This is a genomic window from Acidobacteriota bacterium (genome assembly GCA_038040445.1).
GTDB lineage: Bacteria > Acidobacteriota > Blastocatellia > UBA7656 > UBA7656 > Onstottus_A > Onstottus_A frigus.
In genome coordinates this window covers 328,005-344,658 of the sequence record JBBPIG010000001.1, presented here as the reverse complement: position 1 = coordinate 344,658, position 16,654 = coordinate 328,005, and the positions used below count along the sequence as shown (strand labels likewise).

The window sequence follows — 16,654 nt, the reverse complement described above, 5'->3', positions numbered from 1 at the left end:
AAAGACGATGCACCAGTATTTCTTGACCACGCTCCGACCGGTGAACTAACATCGAAGGTGATCGCTACCGAGGGCCAGCCAGGAGGTAATTCTATGAGAAGGTATTTCTGTTCTATCACCCTTTGCGCTTTGATAGCGCTCGGCGCCGTGCCCGCGCGCTCGCAGGCAGCGCGCGAGGCGACAATCGAACCCGAAACCAAGGCCAAGATCGTTCTTCAAACTCGACTCAGCTCGAAGCTGAGCGAGCCAGGCGATCCGGTGAGAGCTGTAATAGACGAACCGCTATACGTCAATGACCAGCTTGTGCTGCCGCGCGGCACTGAGTTCATAGGGCGGGTTACGCAAGTCACCCCGGCCCGGCGCCCCCAGAAGCAGGGGAGCATCGCCATAGCTTTCGAAAGAATCGTCTTGTCCTGGGGCGAAGAACCGGTGTCGGTCGTCGTCACATCGCTTGACGACTGGGACAAGAACGAGAAGCTAAACGCCGACAGCGAAGGCAAAGTCAAAGGCGGACACAAAGGCGAGAATACGGCGCGCAATGTTGAGCGCGGCGGGGTGATCGGCGGCGCAGGCGCAGGCGTGGTGATACTCTCGGGCGGCGGACTGGGCGCCGGCGCAGCCTCGCTCGGAGGTGGCCTGCTCGGTGGTCTGTTGCTGACCAAGGGCGGGGAAGTCTTCGTGGCGCCCGGAGCGATCTTCCGCGTGAAGTTCGTGAAGCCGATTACCTTGCCCGTCGTTCAGGCGGGGTCGCCGCCTCGGTCGATACAGCAAGATGACGCGAAACCTGCTCAACCGTCCGACAGGAAGCCTCCCGGCCAATAGCAACCATGTGCGGGCGGCGACTTGTCGCCGCCCTTCGGATCACGGAAGAGCGGCGACAGTAGATCCACTCCAAAGACCGAACCATGTGGCACCGCACGAAGCGACTCATCAATTCTTATCTCGACGACTTGATCCAGCGAGTCAGTGGTCCCGACCGAGAGGCGCGTGGCGTGACGCGCGCGGAACTCGCGCGCCTGAACGAACTTGAGGTTCAGACCCGCGCTTCGGCTAAGGTGCTGGAGAAGGAATTGGCCGAGGTCGGGCTGAAGATCTTGGGGGTAGCCGAGCGCGAGCGAATAGCACGAGAACGAGGCGATGATGCTTCGGCATCGACTGCCGGAAGCCAGCTTGTCACGCTCGCCGCCGAACGCGATTTGATCAAGCAGCATCTCGGCGAAGCTAACGCGGCTGCTGAACGCGCACGCGCCCTGCGCGAGGAGCGGCGGCTTCTAGGCGAGGACCTCGCGACCGAGACTTACATGACCTCGATGCGCGAGAACCTGTCTTCCATACAAAGGCCATTTGACAGCACGGATCCGGCCGCGACTATCGAAGAAATGCGGGGGCGCATAAAAAGTTCAGGTGGGTTCTCGACCGATGCTCGAGTAGCCGAAGCGGAGCGCGAACTCGAAGCGGAACGAGCCCGAGCGCGAGTTGAAGATATCCTTTCGAGGTACAAGCAAAGCGGCACCGGCGGCCAGGCCTCGAGTCAGACCGAACGGACAGCATCGCAACCCGCTCCGGCGGCGCAGTCTGAACCCAACTCTCCTCCAGCAGATTCTGACAATGAGCCAGGCCAATCAAAGACGCTTGGCCGCACCGATGGCCCCGTCCGTCCGATAGACTAGTGCGGTGTTGCGCCGGCCTAGCGAGCCACTGCTGGGCAGGCGAGCTTTTGGGGCAGTTGCCGTGGTGTGGATTTGAGCTTCAGGAAGGGCCGCTCGATCAAGTAGTGCGAGATCGTGGCAAGGATGATTGTGACCAGGATGGCGCCTGCCAATTGTAGGACAACCGGATAAGCGGCGAGCGCCTTCCGAGCCGCATGCAGAGTAAGTTGCTGATAGAGATAAAGCGAATACGAAATTCGTCCGAGGAATCTAACGACTCCCCACTCAGTCCAACCCCACAAGCGCGTCGAGCTGAAAGCGATCAGTTGCACTACGAGGATCGCGACGAGCAAGGGCTCTATCGCGAAACCGACGACGTCGCGATACCTATCTATATAAAGCTCACCCCCGTAGATGGAAGTCGCAAGAAGCGCAATGGTCATGAACGGCAATAGCGCATTGGCTGAGACCGCGCGCCACAGAGATGAAAGCGACTGTCTCTTGAGCAAGACTGCCAACAGGCACCCGACCATCAATTCATCAAGACGCGTATCGAATGCAGCGTAGATGTACGCTTGATCGACATGAAATCCGTAGCATAGAACGGCGCGATAAATCCAAACGGCCCCGATCAAGCCGATGAGAAACGCGGTCAACTTTCTGAGGTTGCGGCGCAGCAATAGAAAAACGAACGGCCATAGAAGATAAAACTGCTCTTCGATGGCCAGCGACCATGTATGGCTGAACCCATTGTTAGGATCGCCGTTGATTGCGTTGTAGTAGTTGCTGGTGTAGAAGAGCGCGCTCCACGCGTGAGGCCACAGCACAGTTCGGCCGGTCTCCAGCAGCAGCGCGACCATGATCAACCAGTACACGTAAAAAGCGGGGAAGATCCGAAGTGTCCGGCGCTTGTAGAATGCGCCGAGCGAAATCGTTCCGTTTCGGTCATTCTCCTTCAGAAGGAGCCAGGTAATAAGAAAGCCGCTGAGCACAAAAAAGATCATCACGCCGTGACCACCGGGCACCATCTCAAATCCGAAGTGTCCAATGATGACGAGAAAGACAGCTACCGCGCGCAAGCCATCAAGCGCGGGTATGTGCGAATGGGTGAGCTTTGAATCTAATTGGACCGGCAGAGACATTCTTCTCTTCTTCTCGAGCGGCTGGCGACAAGATTCGCGTAGGCGCGTGCCGCCTAGTGCAGAGATATGTCCAACCTCGTGGGTTTTCCAGATTCGATAGGTTCGTTTCGCTCAGGCTCGTGGTCCGGGTGCTGGGCTTACCGCCTGATGGGTTGTGGGCTTCATTTCGCTCAGGCTCGTGGTCGGGAAGGTGGGCTTGCCCCCGCTGTTGAATGAGGCGGTGCGCTCCTTGTTGACAGCGGGGGCAAGCCCACCTTCCCGACCGCGAGCTTGAGCGGGGTAGCGTTCGGACCGGTTGTTTGTGCGGATACTAACGGCTAAGGCCGCGCGGCGGATTCGAGAAAAGCCTTCAGCTTTCTTGACCGAGACGGATGGCGTAGCTTCCTTAATGCCTTTGCTTCAATCTGACGAATGCGCTCGCGGGTTACTGCGAAATGCTGGCCGACTTCTTCGAGCGTGTGTTCACTTCCGTTGGGACCGAGGCCAAAGCGCATCTTGATGACTTTCTCTTCGCGGGGTGTGAGTGACTTCAAGACTTCTTCGGTGATCTCACGCAGGTTGGAGGTTATTACCGCGTCGGCTGGATTCAGGATCGTCTTATCCTCGATAAAATCGCCCAGATGAGAGTCTTCCTCCTCACCGATGGGCGTCTCGAGCGAGATCGGCTCCTGGGCAATCTTCAAAACCTTGCGCACCTTTGAGACGGGGATGTCCATCTTCTTGGCTATCTCTTCGGAGCTGGGCTCGCGGCCGAGTTCTTGAACCAGCGCGCGGGAGGTGCGAATGAGCTTGTTGATCGTCTCAATCATGTGTACAGGAATTCGAATCGTGCGCGCTTGATCGGCTATCGCCCGGGTGATCGCCTGACGGATCCACCAGGTTGCGTAAGTCGAGAATTTGTAGCCGCGCCGCCACTCAAACTTGTCAACAGCCTTCATCAGACCGATGTTGCCTTCCTGGATCAAGTCCAGGAACTGCAGGCCGCGATTGGTGTACTTCTTTGCGATCGAGACGACCAGTCTGAGGTTCGCTTCGATGAGCTCCTGCTTGGCGACGCTTGCTTCGTACTCGCCGGTGCCGATGGCAGCAAGCGAGCGATCGAGTTCGAGCGCCGAAGCATGCCATCGCGCTTCCATCTCGGCTAGCTGCCGCTCGGCGTCGCGAAGGTTGCGTTTCAGCTCGCGTTCGTCCTCGTTCCACTTCTTCTTGTCAATCGCGCGGCGAGCCTTGTCGATGCCGGCTCGCGCATCGCGCGACCTGTTGACTCCTTCGCGGATAAGCCCGGTGAAATGATCCTGCTGTTGAAGCACCAGATCCAGCGCGCGAGCCAGACGACTCAGCTCGACGCGGGCGACCGCCAGCTTGCGTCTCAGCCTGGGCACTCTGGGGGATTTCTTTGGCTCTTCCAGCACCCGGTCGTGCAGCTTGAGCATTCGGGTGTAGCTCTTCTTCAATTCACCCATCGATTCAAGCGTCGCGACGTGGTATTCCTCGATGCGCTCTTCGGTGATTGCTTCCTGCTCGCTGAATGTGACCACTTCGCGGATGTGCAGCTCGCCGCGCTTGAGCCGCTCGCCGATCTGGATCATTTCCTCGATGCAGATGGGCGAGCGCGATATAGCCTTGAGCACACGCTGGCGGCCTCGCTCTATACGCCGCGCGATTGAAACTTCGCCGTCGCGGGTCAGCAGCGGAACGACCGCCATCTCGCGAAGGTATAGCCGCACCGGATCATTCGTCTTGTCCAACGTACCCGGAGTCAGGTCGAGATCCAGTTCCTCGTCGAGCGCGTCTTCCAGTTTTCCGTCGCCGTTACTTCCGATCGCGGCGGCGGCGGCTTCGATGAACTTCTCGTCTGAATCAGATATCGAGATTCCTTCGGCGCCGATCACATCGAGAATAGCCTCGATCTCGTCGGCGGAATTCATGTCGGGAGGCAGCAGCCGATTTATGTCGTCGTAGGTGAGATACTCCTTCTCCTTTCCTACTTCGAGAAGTTTCTCTACTTCGTCGGAATACTTTTCGTTGATATCGGACAACCCTTGCTCTCCTGTGGGGTGACAATTCACAGAGACGCTTTCAAGCCACTGTGAATTCGTACCCTCATTGCGAAAATCTGTCAAGATACTATTCGTGCAACAACACAGATGTCAGGGCGACGGGGGCATTGTAAGACTTTCTTAACATCTCCGATCAAACACGAAGGCACGAAGACACGAAGAGAGATGGGAAGAGAAGCTCAATTCGGCTTTGTGCCTTCGTGCTTTGTGGTTGGATGATCTCATTGTTTCTTCAAGTGACTTACGCAACCGACAGCGCAAGTCTTCGCTTCTGGAGTTCTGTTTTCTGCTGATACAGGAGCAGCACTCGTGCGCTGTCTTGCTCTCGTTCGGCCTGGCCTATCTCTATCTGAATCGCATCAAGCATTCGCTCGAAACGTCTTCGGCGCAGAGAAGAGAGCGCCTCGGTAGCCTTCTTGAACAGCGTGTCGAAGTCATCGCCGCCGGCCCAGGCCAGGTCGCTCATCAACAATGCCGGCAGCAACTCGCGTTCTGACTCCGCTTCTACGCGCTCGGTGAGATTGTCGAAATGAAACTCGACCGCGTGCTTGTCCATATCAATGACTGCCGCGAAAATCGCTCCAGTAGCCAGTTCCGCGTAGTCATCTTCGATCAGAGCCGAGATCATCGCGCGGCGCACTTCCTCGTTTGAGAGCATCAACTCGAGCAATTGGCGCTCGCCAACGGTGATCTCTTCGGCAGCTCGCACTCGCTTGTTGTCCATCGAGTGCTGCCTGTTTGTAGCCGTGCGCTTTAATTCTTCACGAACGACACGCGAGTCAATCTTTAGCCGGTCGGCGATCTGGCCGGCGTAATCGGCGCGCGCAACCTTGTCGCGCATTCGCGCCAGGTGCGGAAGAATCGCGTTTATCGCCGCGACCTTTCCCGTCGGCCTCGAGGTGTCGTGCCCGGCGATCGACGTATCAACGATGTAATCTATGTACGGCTGGGTGGTCTTGAGCAGCTCGCGGAAGCGATTGACTCCGTGCGCTCTGACGAATTCATCGGGATCCTGTTTAGTCGGCATTCGCAGTATGTTTACCTTGAAGCCTTCGGCCAGCAGCACGTCTATCGATCTCAATGTTGCAGCTTGGCCGGCGGAGTCAGGGTCAAAGTTTACGACGATCTGAGGCTGGTCCATGTATCGCCGGAGAAGTCTGACCTGGTTATCGGTCAGGGCAGTGCCAAGGCTCGCAACGATATTGTGGACGCCGTCTTGAAACGGAATGATGTGGTCAAGGTAGCCTTCAACCAGAATTGCAAAGCCAAGGTTACGAATCTCGTTCTTCGAATGCGCGAGCCCGAACAGGTTGCGGCCCTTTGTGTACACGCTTGTCTCGGGCGAGTTCAGATACTTTGGCTCACCCTCTCCCATCACTCTGCCTCCGAATGCGATCACACGGCCCTGAGGGTCGGTGATTGGAAATATCAGTCGCGCGCGGAACCGATCATAGAAGCCGCCGGCGTCTTTCAACACAGCTAAACCGCTGTTGTGAATCTCGTCGGTCGTGGCGCCGCGTTCTTTGAGATGGTTCGTCAGTGCGTCCCAACTATCTGGAGCGTAACCAAGACGAAACAACTTCGACGTTTCTTCCTCGATCCCTCGCGAGTGGACGTACTCGCGAGCGCTCGCGCCTTCCTCGATGCTGTTCAGTTGAAGCTCAAAGAACTCCGCGGCCCACTCGTTCAGGCGGAGAATGCTCTCGCGGTCGCGGGCAATCTTTTTGTGATCTTCGGTTTCCTCGACGACCGGAATAGGGATGCCGCTCTTCTGGGCTACTATCCGCACCGCTTCCGGAAAGCCACAGCCTTCGATTCGCATCACAAAATCAAATATGCTGCCGCCGACGCCACAGCCAAAGCATTTGAACAGACCCTTGCCGCTATGAACAGTAAACGAAGGAGTCTTTTCAGAGTGAAAGGGGCAACAGGCGAGATAGTTCGCGCCGCGTTTCTTGAGGCTGACATAGTCGGATACCACTCGGACTATGTCGCCCTGGTTCTTAACGTCGTCGGCAAAGCCTTGCGGCAGACGCATCGTTTAATCCAATCGTTGATAGGAACTTTGAAGGAGCAGCCGAACAAGCTAGAGAATTTCTAGCAGCAAACAAAAAACGGCGCAAGGCGTGGTCGATCAACCTGGGTTGGCCATTCCCGGTGAGGAATGCTGATGCTCGTTAGTGTCTCAATTTGATTGTCCGGCAAACTTCAGTTTGTCGTAGCAACCGGCTTATGTCGACAAACGGAAGTTTGTCGGACAATCAAATTAAGACACCGCCTGGTGTTCCTTGAGCTGTCCCGCGGAGCTTCGTAAAAAGACTAACAGGCTGTCGGTCTCGATCACGACGGGCGACGCGCTGCCGGGTCGCTAGAGAGGACGCGGATGGCGCGAAAGCTTGCATAGTCACTGGACGCTTTAATCAGCCAGCGGCGCACGAATTTAAACACCGTTTCTGATAGACATTTCGCGCTTCGCTTCCGTGAACGCAACTTCTTCCAGCTCCACGCGTTCTTTGATTACCCTTGTCAGCCAGTCTCCGACGTTCTTCTCTCTGTGCAGCTTCGCGAGGAAGGCAACCCGAGCAGCTAGCTCTGGCGGGAGAAAGACAGATCCCGGTTTTGCTCTGCGAACCCGGATTGGTTTCTCCCAAGCTGAATCATCATCGGCTTGCGATTCTACTATCTCGTCGATTTCTTCTTCCGTAAGTTGCTTTCTCGTTGGCTTCTTTCTTGATTTCATTATTCAAAGTCCGAAGGGGTGAAACTGCTCCACTTGACCACAGGCGTATCTTACATTGAGCCGATCGAGTTCTGGAAGGTCGTTGAACCGCGGGCCAGGTGCCACTGGCTGAGGGTCGATCTTGACGATGACTGCCTCCCGCGTATAATCATTGGTTTAACCGGCTCAAGCCTCCGCTGACATGCTGTAATGAAAGATTTCCGCATACTCCTCAAGAACGTCAGACCTTACGCCGGACTGTTTGCGATAGCTTTCCTGTTGATGATCTTTGTCGGGGTGTTTGAAGCCGGCCGAACCGCGCTGCTGAAATCCATCATTGACGAATTGCCCGGCGCCTCGAACGGTCCAACCACTGGTCCCGCCTCGTTTGTCGATGCACGCAGGTACTTGCCACAGAACGTAGAAGCGTTGCCTATCATCGCGATCCTGCTCGTGGGGTTTACCGTCATTCGCGCTGCGTCGGAATATCTCTCGAGCGTCTTGATGTGGCGTATTGGCGTTAGCGCGGTGGTCGACCTTCGGCAGAGGCTGTACGATCATATCCTTCAGCAGTCCAGCGAGTTTTTCACCGACCATCCGACCAACCAACTGACGACTCATATCCTAAGCGACGCCGAGAAGGTGCAGGTGTCTGTTTCGACGCTGCTGGCCGATATGCTGCGTGAGGGGCTGACTTTTCTGTCGCTGCTCGCCCTGGTCTTCATTCTCGAATGGAAGCTTACTCTGGTGGTATTGATTGTGGGACCGCTCGTGTATGTGCTGACATCCAGGTTTGGCAAAAAGCTCAGAAGGATTGCACACTGGACTCAGGAAGGAATTGAAGACGTCCTCGACGTCTCGCAGGAGACCATAGCGGGGCACCGTATTGTGAAGGCATTCGGAATGGAGGGCTTCGAGCAGCGCCGCTTCCGCGATGCGCTCCACCGGCTGGCAAGTCATCAGGTTCGCGCGGCCAGAGTTGTCTTTTTGTCGTCGCCGATTCTGGAGCTGGTCGGCGTGGTATTGGCCGCCGGGTTCGTTCTTTATGCCAACCGGGAGATCGAAGCGGGGAGGATGACGATCGGAACCTTTGCGTCGTATATCGTCGCAATGCTCGGCATGTACGACCCGTTGCGGCGGCTGTCGCGAATTCAGAACCACTTCCAGCAATCATTTGCGGCGATATCGCGAATATACACGCTGCTGAACACCCACACCGAAAAGCGCGACCGGCCTGATTCGATAGATTTGCCGCCGCTGCGAGAACGGGTCGAGTTTCGCGGCGTTTCGTTCAGGTATCAAGATTCGAACGACTGGATCTTGAGGAATGTGAACCTCGAAGTGAACAGGGGTGAAGTCGTTGCGCTGGTCGGTCTGTCGGGCGCCGGCAAGTCTACTCTGACTAGTCTGCTGATGAGGTTCTATGATCCTACGAGGGGCGGGATATTGATCGATGGCGCGGACATCCGGGACGCGAGACTTGCGAGCCTGCGCGCGCAGATCGCTCTTGTTACCCAGGAAGTCATTCTGTTCAACGACTCGATTGTCAGCAACATCGCATATGGCGGCGGGGACTCTGATCGAGCGAAGATCGAAGCCGCTGCTCGCGCTGCCTACGCGCACGACTTTATAATCGAGCGCGGCGGCTACGACACGCTGATCGGGGAGCGAGGCGTGAAGCTCTCGGGCGGCGAACGTCAGCGGCTTGCGATAGCCCGCGCCATTTTGAAGGACGCGCCGATCCTGGTGCTCGACGAGGCGACTTCTGCGCTCGACACACAATCCGAGCGCTGGGTTCAGCGCGCGCTTGCGAACCTGATGCAAGGCCGAACGACTATCGTGATAGCGCACCGGCTGACGACGATTCACCGGGCAGACAAGATCGTCGTGCTCGATCGCGGCCGAGTGGTGGATGCAGGGACGCACGATCAGTTGATGTCCCGCGGAGGGATCTATCGCGACCTGTATGAGCTTCAGTTTTCCGACGATCTGATTGGCGAAGAAAGGGAAGCGGTCCGTAGTCCGTAACTACACACTACGGACCACGGACTACTGACTACTAACGAATACTTATGATCAAAAGCATGACCGGGTTCGGACAGGGAAGCGCCGAGGGTGACAATTTCCGCGTACGCGTGGACATTCGCTCGGTAAACAATCGCGCACTCGACGTTCATACGCGACTGCCGCAGGAATTCTCCAGCCTCGAGGTGAGCTTGAAGAAGCAGGTTCAGGCGGTGGTCAAACGCGGCCGCGTGGACGTGACTGTGTTTGTCGAGCAGTTGAAGGCGGCCACGTTCGAGATCAATCGCCCGCTGGTATCAGGCTACCTCACGGCATTGTCCGAGTTGAAGCGTGAATTCGGACTCGACGGCGACCCTTCGCTCGAGCTGATCGCGAAACTTCCGGGCGCGTTGCAAGTTTCGCAGGATTCGGGCTCACTCGATGAAAAGCTTGTCGCAGGCGCGGTGGCCGCGGTGTCGCAGGCGCTAGCATCGTTGACCGAGATGCGAGTGGTTGAAGGGCAGGGGCTCGCCGCTGATCTCACTTCCAGGCTCGACAACATCGAGCGGCAAATGCCGGCCATCGAAAACGAAGCCGCGCGCTTGCCGGCAGTCTATCGTGAAAAGCTGATGAAGCGGCTCGAGGAAGTTGTGGCCGGCGGACAGGTAGATGAAACGCGGATCGCTCAAGAAGCGGTGATGTTAGCCGACCGGTCCGACATAAGCGAAGAGATCGCGCGCTTCAAGAGTCACGTCGCTCAGATGCGGGACTTGCTTCAAAGCACTGACGAAGCGGGCAAGCGGCTGGATTTCATCTTGCAAGAGATGAATCGCGAAGCAAACACGATACTGTCGAAGTCCAACGACCTTGCCATAAGCGACGCGGCTATAGTAATCAAAACCGAGGTAGAGAAGCTCAGGGAACAAGGTCAGAATGTCGAGTGATACCCCCAAACGAGCGGACCATCGCGCGGACTCTGGAGCCGACCCGGTCGCGGCCAGTCCCGCCGAACGTGGCAACCTGATAGTCGTGTCGGCGCCGTCGGGAGCCGGCAAGTCCTCGCTTGCCGAACGAGTGTTGAAGCGCGTTCAGGATGTGCGATTCTCAATCTCCTACACCACGCGCGAGCTTCGCGGCGATGAGCAGCATGGGGTTGACTACTACTTTGTCAGCGAGGAGGAATTCCGCGCGATGGGCGAGCGCGACGAGTTTCTCGAATCCGCCGAAGTGCATGGCAACCTTTACGGCACTCACGAGCAGCCGGTTGAAGAGATGCTCTCGCAGGGCCTCGACGTGATGCTGGATATAGACGTGCAGGGCGCCGAGCAAGTGCGCCGGCGCGTTGCGGACGCGATTTTGATCTTTGTTTTGCCTCCGTCGCGCGAAATCCTCGAAGCTCGTTTGCGAGCGCGAAACCTCAATGAGCCGGCCGACGTCGAGCGTCGATTGCGCCACGCGGGAATCGAGGTGCAGTTGTATGAGCGATTCGACTACGTCGTTTTGAACGACGATCTGGATCGCGCGCTGGCCCGGCTTGAGGCTATAATAATCGCAGAGCGTTGCCGTCCGCAACGCCAGAGAAATCGAATCGAGTCCATAATAACTACCTTCGGAGGTGAGCCGTTTCATGCCTGAAGTAGACGACGAAGCGGGTTGGACAACAGAGATAGACAGCAAGTACCGGCTTGTGTTGCTTGCGGCCCAACGCAGCAAGCAGCTTCAACGAGGGGCTAAGCCGCGTATATACCCGGCTGCCAGGAAGACGACGCGGGTAGCACTTGAAGAGGTGCGGAAAGGGCTGGTGCGCTATCAGCCGATGGTCAAGCCGCTCAAAGCGGAATGATCATCTGAGTTTGGTAGTCCCGCCTTCAGGCGGAAGTTTGGATGGTCGACGACCATCGGCTACAAACTTCCGCTTGAAGGCGGGACTACGAACCTGAAACTGTTAGGTGAAGCATTATGATAGTTGCTCTCGGCGTTACCGGATGCATAGCGGCATATAAGGCTGTCGAGGTCCTGCGCGGGCTCCAGAAACGCGGGGCTGCCGTCAGAGTCGTGATGACCCGGCACGCCACCGAGTTCGTTGGCCTGCTCACATTTCAGTCCATCTCCGGACTGCCGGTGATAACCGAGATGTTCGCGCCCACCGATGACCCCGAGATCAAACACATCCAGTTAGCTCAATCAATCGATCTTCTGCTGGTCGCTCCAGCGACGGCTAATGCGCTTGCGAAGTTCGCCAACGGGATCGCCGACGATTTCCTTTCCACGCTGTACATATCCACCACCGCGCCTATGCTTGTCGCGCCTGCGATGAACGTAGAGATGTGGGGCCACCCCGCAACTCGCGAGAACGTTCGCCGATTGCGCGAGCGCGGTGTTCAGTTTGTAGACCCGGAAGAAGGTTACCTCGCGTGCCGCACTGTGGGTGCCGGGCGTTTGGCCGAGCCTGATGAGATCGTCCGCCGGGCGTGCGAGATCATCGGTCTTGCTGCGGCGCCGAACTCGAGCGATGATGCGGCCGGGCTTCCACAGGACCTTCGCGGCGAGCGCGTGCTGATCACCGCCGGACCGACACAGGAGGCGATCGATCCGGTTCGCTTTTTGAGCAACCGCTCGTCGGGGAAGATGGGCTATGCCGTGGCTGAAGCCGCACTCGCGCGAGGGGCAGACGTCACATTGATAACCGGGCCGGTCTCGATCGCGGCGCCAAAAGGCGCGCGCACGATCTCTGTTCGTTCTGCCGCGGAGATGTACGAGGCGGTGAAAGCCAATCTCGAAGGCGCAACAATGGTTGTGATGGCGGCGGCCGTCGCCGACTATCGTCCTGCGAGCGTTCATCAACAAAAGATCAAGAAGAACGGAAGCGCGCTTGTGCTCGAACTCGAGGAGACCGACGACATCCTGACGGCTGCGGCTGGCGGGAATGGCTCACGCGTTGTCATAGGTTTCGCTGCTGAGACTGAGAATGTGCTTGCGAACGCGAAGAAGAAGCTCGAGGAGAAGGGCGCGGACTTGATCGTCGCCAATGACGTATCGGCTTCGGATTCAGGATTCGACGTTGACACCAATCGAATCGCGCTAGTATCAAAGGAAGGTGTGGTCGAGCTGCCGCTGATGTCAAAGCGCGAGGCAGCAATGCGAATCATCGACGCGGCAAGAAGCATGAAGAGTGCGCTGGGCTCTTGTAATAGTCCTGAAGCATAATTGCAGTCTTAGGCGCCAGAGTTGGGTAGCGTCCTAATCTTGTGTTGATATTCACAGGCGACGGAATATTTGGACTGCGGCGGCTTTTTGTGCGTTGCCGCCGCTTTTCGTGATTGCCCACGAAACGACAGAAAGCGGTGGCAACGCAAAGACGCCACCGCAGTTCAAATACGCGGTCGCCCGGTAGTGTCCTAATCGACCAACACAAGATTAGGACACAACTCAGAGTTGCGTCACGCTGTTGGCAATATCCTAGCCTATGGTATTCGACCTGATCGGAAGGATCGGCGACATCGAGACTATTGCTGTCGGGAATTCAATCCACGATATTGTGCGTTTGAGAAGAATGTACGGGGCCGGTCATTGGAGGAAACTAAAGGGCAGAGGGACAATTCGGCTCAAAGATGGGACCATATGCGAAGCTGAGCTTCATTGGTATGAGGCGCATGGAATTGGGAAAAAAGAGCTAAAGATCAAAGACTTCCTGGAAGAATGATTATGGGAAAACCGAAGGATCAGCAATTTGCGGTGTGCGTCAACAACAACGAGTATCCTGCGTCGCTGGAAGTTCGCAAGATCTACGAAGTACTTCCAGATGATAAGGCGGCGAAGCACGGATTGGTTCGGATCGTAGACGAATCCGGTGAAGACTATCTCTATCCCCAAGATTACTTTGTTGCGATCATCCTGCCACAAGCGGCCGAGAATGTCTTTCTGAAAGCATCCTAGCAACCCGCAGGCGTAAATAACTGCAAAGCGCCGGTGCTATAGCATCCTGGAGACCAACGTGAATCCTACTCTGACGCGCAAGTTTCAATCGTGGGCACTTGTCTTTTTCGTAGTCGCCGTTTCTTGCTGGTCTCCCTTTGGTTCTCGATCGCGCGCCGATACGCGGCCGGCCGAAGACCGCGGCGCCATGGCGTTGGGCCAGGCGATCAAACGGCTTGGTGTGGTCGGCAGCGTGCTTCACACCGGTGCTCATCCGGATGATGAAGACAGCGGCTTGCTCGCCTACCTTGCGCGAGGGCGGCAAGTGCGCACGGCCTACCTGTCGCTCACCCGCGGAGACGGCGGCCAGAACGTGATCGGTCCCGAGCTGTACGAGCCGCTCGGCGTGATTCGCACCGATGAGTTGCTTGCTGCGCGAAAGATCGACGGCGCGCAACAGTTCTTTTCCCGCGCGTTCGATTTTGGGTTCAGCAAGTCACGCACTGAGACGCTTTCAAAGTGGGACCGCGAAGCTGTCCTCGCCGATATGGTCCGGGTCATTCGCACCTTTAGGCCGCTGGTTATCGTGTCGGCCTGGAGCGGGTCACCTAACGATGGGCACGGGCATCATCAAAGCTCTGGCCTGTTGACTCAGGAAGCATATCGCGCGGCGGCTGACCCGTCGCGTTTCCCCGAGCAGATCAAAGAAGGCTTGAGGCCCTGGCAAGCGAAGAAGCTATACCTTCGTTCGTTTGACGGCGCAGCGAGTCCTCGCGAGTTCTTACCGTCGCTGGCGACGCTTTCACTGAACACCGGCGAGTTCGATCCGTTGCTTGGCTGCAGCTACTACGAGCTCGCCGCGCGAGGACGCAGCCAGCACCGGTCTCAGGACCAGGGAACCATCGAAGCGCGCGGTCCGCGGCTCTCGCGGCTGCGATTGATCGACTCGAGGCTTGGTCCGATCAAGAATGAAAGGGACATTTTTGAAGACATCGATTCGTCGATGGTCGGAATCGCCGCATACGCCGGAGCCGCGGCGGCGAGGCTGAGAGATCAGCTCGCGGAAATTCAGTCGGCTGCGGATGAAGCAAAGGCGAAATACAATCCGCTGGCGAAGGCTTCGGTCACTGAGATAGTGGCGCGCGGCTTGAAGAAGCTGCGCGAGATCAGCAACGGGGTTGGGGCGCTGGGCTTGAATGAGTCTGAGCTGTTTGAGACGACCTTTCTTCTCAAACAAAAGGAAGCTGACTTCGCCGACGCGCTGTTGAAGTCTGAAGGCGTGGTCGTCGATTGTCTGGCTGATGACGAAATCGTCACTCCAGGTCAGGCGTTCGCCATCACTCTGAGCGCGTACGTGAACTCGGCTGCTAAGCTCGGCTCGTTTGGATTGCGAACACCCACGGGCTGGACAGCGGTTCAGAAGGGAAAGGAGAAGGTCACCGAGGTTGACGGCAGGCTTGTGCTGGAAGCTCAATACACCGTCACCGTCTCGGCCGATGCCGACCCGACCCGGCCATACTGGCTGAACAGCCCTCGCAAGGGCGATATGTTCAAGATCGATAAGCCGGAAAAAGGCGCAACCGGGATCGAGCCCGTTTCTACTCCTGCGCTGATGGGGGTCGTGGACTTCAACATCGCCGGCGCATCGATACAGACCAACCAGAAAGCTGAGTATCGTTATGCCGACCGGGCGGTTGGTGAGATTCGCCACGAGCTTAAGGTCGCGCCCGCCGTGTCGGTCAACGTCTCACCGGACCTCCTTGTCTATCCGAAATCCGCGGCCGCGATCGAACGCCAAGTGACCGTGTCGGTGACTAACAATCAGAAGGGCGGCGTACGCGGTTCCGTGACGCTTCAGAAACCCGCTGAGTGGCAAGTGACACCGGCGTCTGCCAACTTCGAGCTGAAACGCGAAGAGGAGCGAGCCTCGCTCAGCTTCGTCGTGAAAGTGCTGGGCTCCAGCGCAGAGACTCGGCGCACGTTGTCGGCAGTCGCGACCGTTGATGGGCGCTCGTACCGCCAAGGTTATCAAGTTGTCGCTTATCCTCACATCGAGCCGCGTTTCGTCTATCACGAGGCTCAAGCCGAAGCCGAGGTGATAGACGTCAAGGTGGCCCCGGGTTTGAAAGTCGGCTATATCGAGGGAGCGGGCGACGATTTCGCCGCGGCCCTGAAACGCATTGGCGTTGACGTGAAGACGATCGACTCGAAGGAACTCGCGTCCGGTGACTTGAGCGCGTATGACACGATCGTCGCGGGCGTTCGCGTGTACGAGGTTCGCCCCGATGTGATCGCGAACAACGCGCGATTGATGGATTATGTGAACCGGGGTGGAACTTACATTGTTCAGTACAGCAGGGGCAACTTCGAGACGGGCGGGTTCGCGCCCTACAGGACCGGAAGAGAAGAGAGACAGGACGCGCGCGTTTCGGGGCAGGGGGCGCGGCAAGCTGATCGAGAGCCGCGGCTCTTGTATCTCAGCGAGGCTGAGATCGCTTTCGCTCTCTCGAAGTCAGCGACAAAGCCAAGAGCCGGGTTCATCGGAGCAGCGGGCGATAAGGTGCTTGATTCGCTGCGCAGCGCGGGACTCGACGCGCGACCGCTTTCAGCTAGCGAACTCGGGAGTGATTTGTCACAACTCGACGTGATCGTTGTTGGCTCAGACGCGTCGTCAAAGGCCGAGTTGGCCCAGTACAACGCGCGTTTGCTTGAATACTCGCGTAGGAAGTTGGTGGTCGCGGGTTACTCACAAGCCCAGTTCGTGAGCGGCGATTTCCCGTCGTATCCGAAGCCTGACGCCCGGCCTTTTCGAGTGACCGACGAGTTGGCGGCGGTGACTATACTCGAACCCAATCATCCGCGTTTCAATTTTCCGAACAAGATCACCGAGCGCGACTTCGATGGCTGGGTGCAAGAACGCGGGGCTTACTTCCTGGGCGACTGGGATTCGCATTTCAAACCGTTGATGGCTAGTCACGACCCGGGCGAACCGGACTTGAAGGGAGGGGAAGTGATCGCCGAGTACGGCAAGGGGATTTATGTCTACACTGCGTACGCCTGGTTCAGACAATTGCCCAAAGGAGTACCGGGCGCCTATCGGCTGATTGCGAATCTTGTGAGCTTGTCGAAAGCGAAGGCTGCTCGCGGACAATCCGCAAGATGAAC

The 16,654-nt window shown here is 57.3% G+C and carries 13 protein-coding genes; 9 read left to right on the top strand and 4 right to left on the bottom strand.

The window, feature by feature from the left end:
• Positions 1–93 precede the first annotated feature (93 nt).
• Complete coding sequence (locus tag AABO57_01465) at positions 94–822, top strand: hypothetical protein (GenBank protein ID MEK6284391.1); 729 nt, start codon at positions 94–96, stop codon at positions 820–822.
• Between the two features lie 83 nt (positions 823–905).
• Positions 906–1,670, top strand: a complete 765-nt coding sequence (locus AABO57_01460) for a hypothetical protein (protein ID MEK6284390.1) — start codon at positions 906–908, stop codon at positions 1,668–1,670.
• A gap of 17 nt (positions 1,671–1,687) precedes the next feature.
• Here AABO57_01460 and AABO57_01455 read toward each other — a convergent pair whose 3' ends face one another.
• The 4 genes from AABO57_01455 to AABO57_01440 all read right to left on the bottom strand — a co-directional run bounded on the left by AABO57_01455 (position 1,688) and on the right by AABO57_01440 (position 7,591).
• Entirely contained in the window at positions 1,688–2,791 is a 1,104-nt protein-coding gene (locus AABO57_01455) for an acyltransferase (GenBank protein ID MEK6284389.1), read from the bottom strand.
• Positions 2,792–3,108: 317 nt separating this feature from the next.
• Complete coding sequence (gene rpoD, locus AABO57_01450; protein ID MEK6284388.1) at positions 3,109–4,830, bottom strand: RNA polymerase sigma factor RpoD; 1,722 nt, start codon at positions 4,828–4,830, stop codon at positions 3,109–3,111.
• A 262-nt stretch (positions 4,831–5,092) separates the two neighbouring features.
• Positions 5,093–6,889 (bottom strand): DNA primase, encoded by a 1,797-nt coding sequence (gene dnaG, locus AABO57_01445; protein ID MEK6284387.1) that lies wholly within the window; start codon positions 6,887–6,889, stop codon positions 5,093–5,095.
• 402 nt (positions 6,890–7,291) lie between these two features.
• On the bottom strand, positions 7,292–7,591 hold the full coding sequence (locus AABO57_01440) for a hypothetical protein (GenBank protein MEK6284386.1): 300 nt from the start codon (positions 7,589–7,591) through the stop codon (positions 7,292–7,294).
• A 189-nt stretch (positions 7,592–7,780) separates the two neighbouring features.
• On the opposite strand from AABO57_01440, the gene AABO57_01435 reads away from it, so the two are divergent.
• The 7 genes from AABO57_01435 (at position 7,781) to AABO57_01405 (ending at position 16,652) form a co-directional block, all read left to right on the top strand.
• Positions 7,781–9,598, top strand: a complete 1,818-nt coding sequence (locus AABO57_01435) for an ABC transporter transmembrane domain-containing protein (protein ID MEK6284385.1) — start codon at positions 7,781–7,783, stop codon at positions 9,596–9,598.
• 44 nt (positions 9,599–9,642) lie between these two features.
• The gene (locus tag AABO57_01430; protein MEK6284384.1) at positions 9,643–10,518 is read left to right on the top strand and encodes a YicC/YloC family endoribonuclease; all 876 of its coding nucleotides are present in this window, start codon (positions 9,643–9,645) and stop codon (positions 10,516–10,518) included.
• Positions 10,508–11,209, top strand: a complete 702-nt coding sequence (gmk, locus tag AABO57_01425) for a guanylate kinase (protein MEK6284383.1) — start codon at positions 10,508–10,510, stop codon at positions 11,207–11,209. The genes AABO57_01430 and gmk overlap by 11 nt, the downstream gene beginning before the upstream one ends.
• A complete protein-coding gene (gene rpoZ, locus AABO57_01420) occupies positions 11,202–11,417 on the top strand; it encodes a DNA-directed RNA polymerase subunit omega (GenBank protein ID MEK6284382.1) in 216 nt (71 codons plus the stop codon). The genes gmk and rpoZ overlap by 8 nt, the downstream gene beginning before the upstream one ends.
• 116 nt (positions 11,418–11,533) lie before the next feature.
• Positions 11,534–12,781, top strand: coding sequence for a bifunctional phosphopantothenoylcysteine decarboxylase/phosphopantothenate--cysteine ligase CoaBC (gene coaBC / locus AABO57_01415; GenBank protein MEK6284381.1), 1,248 nt, complete (start codon positions 11,534–11,536; stop codon positions 12,779–12,781).
• Between the two features lie 498 nt (positions 12,782–13,279).
• Positions 13,280–13,510 (top strand): hypothetical protein, encoded by a 231-nt coding sequence (locus AABO57_01410; GenBank protein ID MEK6284380.1) that lies wholly within the window; start codon positions 13,280–13,282, stop codon positions 13,508–13,510.
• Between the two features lie 58 nt (positions 13,511–13,568).
• A complete protein-coding gene (locus AABO57_01405; GenBank protein ID MEK6284379.1) occupies positions 13,569–16,652 on the top strand; it encodes a PIG-L family deacetylase in 3,084 nt (1,027 codons plus the stop codon).
• The last annotated feature ends 2 nt before the right edge of the window (positions 16,653–16,654 follow it).